12 protein-coding genes and 1 pseudogene are annotated in these 7,991 nt (G+C 69.4%); 6 read left to right on the forward strand and 7 right to left on the reverse strand.

Features of this window, described 5'->3' with window-relative positions; translation table 11 throughout:
* Positions 1–248 (reverse strand): annotated as a pseudogene (locus AC1D2K_RS24570) (BON domain-containing protein); the annotation flags it as partial.
* Between the two features lie 193 nt (positions 249–441).
* Here AC1D2K_RS24570 and AC1D2K_RS24575 point away from each other — a divergent pair.
* Positions 442–1,914: a patatin-like phospholipase family protein gene (locus tag AC1D2K_RS24575; RefSeq protein ID WP_478091695.1), complete on the forward strand. Its 1,473-nt coding sequence runs from the start codon at positions 442–444 to the stop codon at positions 1,912–1,914.
* Positions 1,915–1,924: 10 nt separating this feature from the next.
* On the opposite strand, the gene AC1D2K_RS24580 is transcribed toward AC1D2K_RS24575, so the two are convergent.
* Both AC1D2K_RS24580 and AC1D2K_RS24585 read right to left on the reverse strand, forming a co-directional pair.
* Positions 1,925–2,560, reverse strand: a complete 636-nt coding sequence (locus AC1D2K_RS24580; RefSeq protein ID WP_478091696.1) for an SIS domain-containing protein — start codon at positions 2,558–2,560, stop codon at positions 1,925–1,927.
* 148 nt (positions 2,561–2,708) lie between these two features.
* Positions 2,709–3,107 (reverse strand): YraN family protein, encoded by a 399-nt coding sequence (locus AC1D2K_RS24585; protein WP_478091697.1) that lies wholly within the window; start codon positions 3,105–3,107, stop codon positions 2,709–2,711.
* On the opposite strand from AC1D2K_RS24585, the gene rsmI reads away from it, so the two are divergent.
* Entirely contained in the window at positions 3,107–4,054 is a 948-nt protein-coding gene (gene rsmI / locus AC1D2K_RS24590; RefSeq protein ID WP_478091698.1) for a 16S rRNA (cytidine(1402)-2'-O)-methyltransferase, read from the forward strand. The two genes, AC1D2K_RS24585 and rsmI, sit on opposite strands and share 1 nt — an antisense overlap.
* Positions 4,055–4,148: 94 nt before the next feature.
* Complete coding sequence (locus AC1D2K_RS24595) at positions 4,149–4,643, forward strand: macro domain-containing protein (protein ID WP_478091699.1); 495 nt, start codon at positions 4,149–4,151, stop codon at positions 4,641–4,643.
* A gap of 22 nt (positions 4,644–4,665) precedes the next feature.
* Here the strand turns inward: AC1D2K_RS24595 and AC1D2K_RS24600 are convergent, their stop codons facing one another.
* Positions 4,666–5,394 carry a glutathione S-transferase gene (locus tag AC1D2K_RS24600; RefSeq protein WP_478091700.1) on the reverse strand — a complete coding sequence of 243 codons (729 nt, stop codon included), beginning with the start codon at positions 5,392–5,394 and terminating at the stop codon, positions 4,666–4,668.
* A 339-nt stretch (positions 5,395–5,733) separates the two neighbouring features.
* Here AC1D2K_RS24600 and AC1D2K_RS24605 point away from each other — a divergent pair, with 339 nt between their 5' ends.
* Together AC1D2K_RS24605 and AC1D2K_RS24610 are read left to right on the forward strand one after the other, a co-directional pair.
* A complete protein-coding gene (locus AC1D2K_RS24605; protein WP_478091706.1) occupies positions 5,734–6,342 on the forward strand; it encodes an N-acetyltransferase in 609 nt (202 codons plus the stop codon).
* A gap of 92 nt (positions 6,343–6,434) precedes the next feature.
* Positions 6,435–6,758 carry a c-type cytochrome gene (locus tag AC1D2K_RS24610; protein ID WP_478091701.1) on the forward strand — a complete coding sequence of 108 codons (324 nt, stop codon included), beginning with the start codon at positions 6,435–6,437 and terminating at the stop codon, positions 6,756–6,758.
* A 13-nt stretch (positions 6,759–6,771) separates the two neighbouring features.
* Here the strand turns inward: AC1D2K_RS24610 and AC1D2K_RS24615 are convergent, their stop codons facing one another.
* Genes AC1D2K_RS24615 through AC1D2K_RS24625 form a run of 3 tightly spaced genes read right to left on the reverse strand, consistent with a single transcriptional unit; the run spans position 6,772 to position 7,736 of the window.
* Positions 6,772–7,107, reverse strand: a complete 336-nt coding sequence (locus AC1D2K_RS24615) for an SMR family transporter (protein ID WP_478091702.1) — start codon at positions 7,105–7,107, stop codon at positions 6,772–6,774.
* A gap of 15 nt (positions 7,108–7,122) precedes the next feature.
* On the reverse strand, positions 7,123–7,404 hold the full coding sequence (locus tag AC1D2K_RS24620) for a hypothetical protein (RefSeq protein ID WP_478091703.1): 282 nt from the start codon (positions 7,402–7,404) through the stop codon (positions 7,123–7,125).
* A gap of 5 nt (positions 7,405–7,409) precedes the next feature.
* A complete protein-coding gene (locus tag AC1D2K_RS24625) occupies positions 7,410–7,736 on the reverse strand; it encodes an antibiotic biosynthesis monooxygenase (RefSeq protein ID WP_478091705.1) in 327 nt (108 codons plus the stop codon).
* A gap of 93 nt (positions 7,737–7,829) precedes the next feature.
* Here AC1D2K_RS24625 and AC1D2K_RS24630 point away from each other — a divergent pair.
* A partial coding sequence (locus tag AC1D2K_RS24630) for a MerR family DNA-binding transcriptional regulator (RefSeq protein WP_478091707.1) occupies positions 7,830–7,991 on the forward strand: 162 nt, incomplete at its 3' end.

Below are 7,991 nucleotides of genomic sequence, written 5' to 3' on the forward strand. Positions count from 1 at the left end.
CGGTTGAAGCTGGTGATGCTCACGTACATGTTGTCGTTCGCGATCTCGCGCACACGGGCGCCGCCGCGCAACTCGATGGCCTGGTCGTCGACCTGCGCGCCCGAGCTGCGGCGGTCGGTCGCCACCATGCCGACGCCGGCGGCCGCAGCCCCGCCCACCACCAAAGGCACGCAGGCTGTGAGGCCGGCGACCAGTACGGCGCCTGCGGTCAATGCCATCGCGATGCGTTGAGTGGATGTCGTCGTCATGGGGTAAAGCCTTCCGGTGCGTTGTGTCCGCGACGAGTTTAGCCCAGGGGATTTCGATCCTCCGTGACGGCCCGTCCTCGCTCATTCGGGCAGGCTGCAGGTCGCGCCGCTTGCYTACAATTTGCCGCGCGGTCGATGGCGCAAATGTTGCAACGCCTGCATCCGGCAAGCCCCGCTCGAGCAAGGAAGACACGTGAATCAATCTGTTGTGCGATCGCTGATCCTGAGGCCGATGGCCGGCGCCTTCGCGGCCCTGTTGCTGGCCGGATGCAACGCCCTGGCGCCGGTCAACCCGCCCATCGCCCAGGTCGACCTCGACAGCGGCTACCGGGTCAACCGGCTGCTCAAGCGCCAGCATGAAGGCGTCAAGAACGATCCCCACACCCTCTTCCTGCTGACCTTCTCCGGCGGCGGCACGCGCGCGGSAGCGTTCTCGTACGGCGTGCTCGAGGAGTTGCGGCGCACCGACGTCGTGGTGCAGGGCGAGCAGCGAAATCTGCTGGCCGAGGTGGATGCGATCGCCGGGGTCTCGGGCGGCAGCTTCACCGCGCTGGCCTACGCGCTCTACGGCGACCGCCTGTTCACCGAGTACGAGCCCCGCTTCCTGAAGCGCGACGTGCAGGGCACGCTGACGCTGCGCGCCCTCAATCCGCTCAACTGGTTCAACCTCGGCAGCGGCCTGTACGGGCGCTCCGAGCTGGCGGCCGACTACTACGACGAGATCCTGTTCAACGGCGCCACCTTCGCCGACCTGATCAAGCAGCCGACGCCCGTGACCGCAGTCACCGGCACCGACCTCTCGACCGGCGCCCGCTTCCCCTTCTCGCAGGACCACTTCGACCTGCTGTGTTCCGACCTCGGCACCGTGCGCCTGGCGCGGGCCGCCGCCACCTCCTCGGCCGTGCCCGCCGTGCTCTCGCCCGTGACGTACCACAACTACGGCGGCAGATGCGGCGCGGCCATGCCGGCCTGGGTCCACGACGTCACCAAGCCGGGCGGGCCCGAACGTCCGGCCGGCCGGGCCCTGCTGCGCTATCGCGACATCAAGAGCTTCGAGGACAGCAAGAACCGGCCGTACCTGCACGTGGTCGACGGCGGCGTCTCCGACAACCTGGGCCTGCGCGGCCTGCTCGAGGCGCTCGAGGAGATGGAAGCCAGCCCGGCCTTCCAGCGCGAAGTGGGGCTCGCATCGATTCAGCGCATCGTGGTCGTGGTGGTCAACTCGCGCTCGGCGCCGGCCTCCGACTGGGACCGCCGGGCGCGCGCGCCGGGCATCGTCGCGCAGCTGCTGCAGTCGTCGAGCGTGCCGATCGACCACTTCTCCTATGAATCGGTCGAGTTGCTGAAGGACATCGCGCAGCGCTGGGCCGACAAGCGCGAGCTCGAGGTGGCCGAGCTCCGGCTTTCGGGCCTGTCGCGCGCGCAGGCCGAGGCCTCGGTGCCCAAGCTGCGCTTCGACGCCATCGACGTCAGCTTCGACGCCATCGAGGACCCCAAGGAGCAGCGCTATTTCATGGACCTGCCGACCAGCTTCGTGCTGTCGAGCGACGAGGTCGACCGGCTGCGCGCACTGGGCGGCCGGCTGCTGCGCGAAGCGCCGGGCTATCGCGAACTGTTGCAGCGGATCAGCGACAGCAACGCGACCGCCAAGGCCGCGGCGCAGTAGCCGGGCGCGCTCAGGGCGACAGCAGGGACGAGTCGCTGTCCTGGTCGCCGAGCAGTTGCGCGTCCACACCGTCGCACAGGCAGTGCAGCGCCAGCAAGTGGACCTCGTGGATGCGCGCGGCGCGCTCGTGGGGCACGCAGACCTGGACGTCGGTCTCGCGCAGCGCGCGGCCCACGGCCCCGCCGGTACCGCTGCCGGTGGGGGCGGCGTTGCCGAGCAGCGCCACCACGGTCATGTCGCGCGCATGCGCCGCCTCGACCGCCGCCAGCACCGCGGCGGACTGGCCGCTGACGCTCAGCACCAGCAGCACGTCGCCGGCCTGGCCCAGTGCGCGAACCTGGCGCGCGAAGCGATCGGCGCCCAAGGACTCGGCCGTGTCTGCGGCGGGATCGGTGGCGTCGCCGGGCAGTGCGATCGCCGCCAGCTCGGGTCGATCGCGCTCGAAGCGGCCGACGAACTGCGCCGCGAACTGGGCCGCCAGGAAGCCGGAAACGCCGGCGCCGCAGGCGAGGATCTTGCCGCCGCTGGTGACGCAGGCCAGCAGCGCCTGCATGGCCTGGGAGATCGGTTTTCCGAGCAGCGGCCCGGCCTGGTATTTGAGGTCAGCACTGTCGATGAAGTGCTGCTGAATCCGTTGCTCTAGCATGAAGGGAATATAGCTCGCCCCCAGGTTGCCCCGCACTGCGTGTCGGGGCGCCCACCCCCTGCCGGGGGCAACACCGGCGGACTGGCAAAGCCAGATCCGCGGTGTTTCACCAACAGGCCCTGGCGTCGCCGGGCCGGGGTCGCTTGCGCTATCCGGCGTCGAAGGCGGCCTGAAGCCAGGTAATGCGCTCTTCGACCAGCACGACGTCGAAACGGCAGGGCGGCAGCACGCGCAACCGGCTGATGTAGTGCCGCGCCGCGAAGACGATGCGGCGCTGCTTCACGCCCGTGATGCTGCCGGCGGCGCCGCCATGCGTCGCGCTGGCACGACCGCGAACCTCGACGAACACCAGGGTGCCGTCGCGCGGATCGCGCATGATGAGGTCGATCTCGCCGCCGCCGCGGCCGGGGGTTCGATAATTGCGCGCGACCAGGCCGAGCCCGGCCGCCTGCAGGTGCTCGAGCGCCGCGTCTTCGGCCGCGTCGCCGCGCTGCTTGGTCGTCGGCTGCGATGTCCGCCCTGCCGCCTTGTTCTGGAGATAAGCCATTGACTTCCATCGCCCCCGCTTCATTCGGCGCCGCCCTGCTCGCCGCGCGCGATGCCGCGGGTGCGCAGCATTATCCGCAGGCCACGCTCTACGTGGTCGCCACGCCGATCGGCAACCTGGCGGATATCACGCTGCGCGCACTGCACGTGCTGCAACTGGTCGACGCGGTCGCCTGCGAGGACACGCGGCACACGCAGAGCCTGCTGCGCGCCTACGGCATCGACCGCCCGGGCGCGCAACTTCTGGCCCTGCACCAGCACAACGAGAGCGAGGCGGCGCAGGCAGTGATCGCGCGGCTGGGCGCGGGCGAGCGCATCGCCTACGTCAGCGACGCCGGCACGCCGGGCGTCAGCGACCCGGGCGCGCGCCTGGTGGCCGCGGTGCGCGAAGCCGGCCACCGCGTGCTGCCGCTGCCCGGCGCGAGCAGCGTGACCACCCTGGTCGGCGCCGCCGGGCTGGTCGCTGCGGGCGACCCGGGCAGCGGCTTCGTGTTCGCCGGCTTCCTGCCGAGCAAGGCGGGCGAGCGCGATGCCGCGGTGCTGCTGCTGGCCGACGAGCCTCGCAGCGTGGTGCTGCTCGAAGCGCCGCATCGCATCGAGGCGCTGGCGCGTTCGCTCGCCAGCCTGGGCGAACGCAAGGTGACCGTGGGCCGCGAGCTCACCAAGCAGTTCGAGGAGATCGCGACCGTCGCCGCCGCCGGCCTGCCCGACTGGTTCGCCGCCAGCCGCGACCRCACGCGCGGCGAGTTCGCGCTGGTGCTGCACCCGAAGCCCGCGGCCGCCGAGGACGGCGCGGAGGGCGAACGCGTGCTGCGCCTGCTGCTGGCCGAACTGCCGGTCAAGAGCGCGGTGCGGGTCGCGGCAGAGATCAGCGGCGCGCCGCGCAATGCGCTCTATGAAGCGGCACTGCGCATGCGCAAGGACGGCGACGAGGCCGTCGAAACCTAGCGCGCGCCGCTGCAGGGATCGCCGCTTGCTTGACCCAGGTCAGAGCGCTGCGCCGGCGCGCGGACTATGGTCAGGCAACCATCCAGGAGCACCCATGTTGCATGAAGTCAGCGGCGATATTCTTCTTTCCAGGGCACAGGCCATCGCGCACGGTGTCTCGCCCAACGATTCGTTCAATTCCGGCCTCGCGCTGGCGCTGCGCGAAAACTGGCCCTCGCTGTACAAGGATTTCCGCCACTATTGCCAGACCCGCCACCCGCAACCGGGCGAGCTGTGGACCTGGACCAACGCGGAAGGCCAGCGCGTGATCAACCTCATGACGCAGGACGCCGCATACGACTCCGGCGCCAAGCCGGGCAAGGCGACGGTCGAGCGCGTCAACCACACGCTGCGGGCGCTGCGCAAGCTGGTCGAGGAAGAAAAGGTCGCCAGCCTCGCCCTGCCGCGCCTCGCCACCGGCGTCGGCGGCCTCGACTGGAAGGACGTCGCGCCGCTGGTCGAGCGCCACCTGAGCGACCTCGAGATCCCGGTCTACCTGTACACGACCTACCGCAAGGGCGTCGCCGCCGAGGAAACGGCGGTCCGCTGATCCGGGGCGGCGGCCCCGCCGCTCAGCTGTCGAGCTCGGGGTAGGCGCGGAAGATGCCGTCCTCATTGAAGGCGATCCGCCGCGGACTGCGCAGGTAGTCGTGCACCCGCTGCCGGCGACCCACGTTGGCATGCAGCTTCGCCACCGCCGGCGTGTCGGCCAACGCACGTGCGGCGGCCTTCGGGAAGGCATAGCGCAGCCCCGCCACCAACTGGAACAGCGAGAGATCGGCGTAGGTCAGCACATCGCCGACCAGGTGCAGGTCGCCGGTCGGATTGCGCTCGAGAATTCGCTCGAACCATCCGAGAAATTTCGGAATTCGCTCCTCGCGAAAGGCCTTGGCGCGCGACTGCGCCGCCTCGCGCTGGTCCTCGTAGTAGAGCCCGGTCGACAGCGGATGGTGCGTGTCGTGCGCCTCGGCCACGCAGTCGGCGATGGTCAGCTGGATCTGGTGGGTCCATAGCCCGTCGGCCTCGCCCACGCCCRCAAGCCCGAGGCGCGGCCCAAGATACAAGAGGATCGCCGCGGTCTGGCCGACCACGATGCCGCCGTCGACCAGGAAGGGCGGCGCGAACGAGGGCCGCGGATTGTCCGGGTCGCCGAGCCGGCGTCCCAGGTTCGATTCGCCGCCGCCCTTGGATGGCGGTTCGCGCGCCACGTCGACGTAGTCGGCACCGGCGGCCTCGAGCGCGAGGCGGACGAATTCGCCGCGGCCCTGGATCGTGGGCCAGTAGTGGAGCTGGTAGGTCAAAGCGCCCTCCGCGTGACGATGGGAAGACCGCAAGGATACGGGGGCGGCGTCTCGCCGGGCCCGCTACACTCCGGCTCCATGAGTCCCACGGCTTCCCTCCGCGTCCAGCGGCCCACGGCAACGATTCCGCCCCGCGCGGCGATCGCCGCCGTGCGCGCACGCCGCGTGTCGGTGCTGCTGCCGGACCTCCAGCCGGCCGCAGATTCCTAGGCCCGGCAGTCCGCTTCTTCCCCCTTTCAGCGCAAATATCGACCGCCGGGCATCCAAGCCGCGCATCAGCGGCCGGCTCCACAGGAGTCGGTTCGCGTTCGACTGGAGAAGCTTCTCGTGATCCTCACGATGCCCACCTTGTGGCCCCCCTGGCTTGCGCGCCTGACGGAACTGCGCATCGACGTCCACCACGGCCCGAAGCGGCTCGACGGCGAGATCAGTTCCATCTACGACCGCATCCACAAGCCGGGCGACCGGCTGCACGGCATTCCCGAAATCCCGCTGAACGACCCCGAACTCGTGATCCGCCATCGCGAGGCCGACGGCGAGTTCTACGTCTATGTGGAAGACATCCGCCGCAGGCAGCTGGCCGGCTACACGGTCTTCAACCGGCTGATCGAAGTGCATCGCCGCGCCGACCGCTACGTGCGGGCGCCGCATTCCAAGTACGACCCGCAGTACCAGCGGCGCGGACTGGCCACCGCCGTCTACCGCTGGGGGCTGGATGCCGGCCTGTGCCTGCTCACCGGCGCGCGGCAGTCGCCCGCCGCCCACGCGCTCTGGCACAAGCTCGCGGCCGACTACGAGCTGGGCTACGTCGACCTGCGCGACAAGACGCTGACCTACCTCGGGCGCGAAATCTCGCCGCAGGTGCTGGGCGAGTTGCACACGCGCATGCTGCTGCTCGGGCACGGCTGGACCCTGGCGCGCTTCACGGCCGCGACCGGGATGCGCTGAAGGGCCGGTGCCGTGCATTCCTTTGCGACACAGCGGCAGGCCCCTCCCACCCTAATCGAATTGGCAGACAATCCGGGCCGATGCGCTTGACGATGGCCCGACCCCTGATGTTGATTGCCGGGCTGCTGCTGATGGCAGGGCCGGCCACGGCCGACGAGCGGGCGCAGGCGCTGGCGCGGCAGAACGGCTGCCTGTCCTGCCACGGCATGGTCCACAAGCAGGTCGGCCCCGGCTTCGCGCAAATCGCGGCACGCTACCGCGAGGATGGGGCGGCGCCCTCGCGCCTCGCGGGCAGGATTCGCAGCGGCAGCGTAGGCCACTGGGGCCGCGTCACCATGCCGCGGCAGCCCCGGGTCAACGAGGCCGACGCGACGCTGCTGRCACGATGGGTGCTGGAGCAGCCGTCACCGCCCTGAGGCGGCCTGCCGCTCAATGAGCGACCGATTTCGAGAACGCATTGACGACCACGACACCCGCAATGATGAGTCCGAGACCGACGATCGCCGGACCATCCAGCGACTGGCCGAAGCAGAGCCAGCTCACGAGCGAGATGAGGACGATGCCGACGCCCGACCAGATGGCGTAGGCGATGCCCGTGGGCAGCACGCGCAGCGCCAGCGACAGGAAGTAGAAGGAGATGGCATAGCCGGCCACCGTGGCCAGGCTCGGCCACAGCCTGGTGAAGCTGTCGGAGGCCTTCAGAAAGCTGGTCGCCAGGACTTCCACGACGATGGCCACGGTCAGGTAGACGTAGGTGAGAGACATGCGCGCACTCTACCGTCATCGACACCATCGACCTGCCGATGATGACCGGCCGTCWTGCGCCTGGCGGGCCGGTTCGGAGTTCGACTCAGTCGGCCCGAGGGCCGACGCCAGCTCGTGCTCTTCGGCAGGCTTGAGCTGAAGCCTGCCGAGCTCGGCCCGGTAGCAGGGCAACATCAACGCCGCCGTCAGCGCGTGCACATCGTTGCTTCGCGCGAGGTAGTCGTGGCACGCGGCAATGCTTCGATGGATGTCGAGCGCCTGTGCCACGCGGGGGGAAGGTGGCTTGTCGCGGTTCATGGTGATCAAGCGCCGCCGTACAGGCCCATGTCGGCCTTCACCCCGAGCCYTTGCATGAATGCTGGCGGATTGAAGCCTTCCTCGGCGTACCACTTCTGGATCAGGGCCTTGGCCGCCGCCATCGCCTCCGGGCTCGCCCACTCGACCACCGTCGTCACATTGAACTCGCTGGTGTCGCCCAGCTGGGTCAGCACCAGGCTCTGCTTGCATCCCGGCATGGCGCCCAGCGCCTGGTCGACCCAGCGCAAGCGCTCGAGAAAGTCCGCAAGTGCGTCCTGGGGCGCTGCGAACTTGTCGATGCGATACACGGATCCCGATACCTGGCTTGACATTGAAAACTCCTTTGTTTGCGCGCTGGATCGCCCGCAGGACCCGAAGTTTCAAACCTCAAGTAAAGTTGAGGTCAAGCGATTTCGGAGAGATTCATGCTGAAACCAGACGACATCACCACCACGCTCTCGGTCGGCGAAGTGGCGCAGCGTAGCGGCGTGCCCGTGTCCACCCTCCACTTCTACGAGGCCAAGGGCCTGATCAGCAGCCAACGGACCGACAGCAACCACCGCCGCTATCCGCGCGCGGTGCTGCGG

This window comes from Variovorax sp. P1_H12_2 (assembly GCF_056405335.1).

Bases quoted from the DNA above. Each gene is read 5' to 3' on its own strand.
- AC1D2K_RS24580 (WP_478091696.1), bottom strand. From the start codon at position 2,560: ATGCTAGAGCAACGGATTCAGCAGCACTTCATCGACAGTGCTGACCTC.
- AC1D2K_RS24585 (WP_478091697.1), bottom strand. From the start codon at position 3,107: ATGGCTTATCTCCAGAACAAGGCGGCAGGGCGGACATCGCAGCCGACG.
- AC1D2K_RS24595 (WP_478091699.1), top strand. From the start codon at position 4,149: ATGTTGCATGAAGTCAGCGGCGATATTCTTCTTTCCAGGGCACAGGCC.
- AC1D2K_RS24605 (WP_478091706.1), top strand. From the start codon at position 5,734: ATGCCCACCTTGTGGCCCCCCTGGCTTGCGCGCCTGACGGAACTGCGC.
- AC1D2K_RS24615 (WP_478091702.1), bottom strand. From the start codon at position 7,107: ATGTCTCTCACCTACGTCTACCTGACCGTGGCCATCGTCGTGGAAGTC.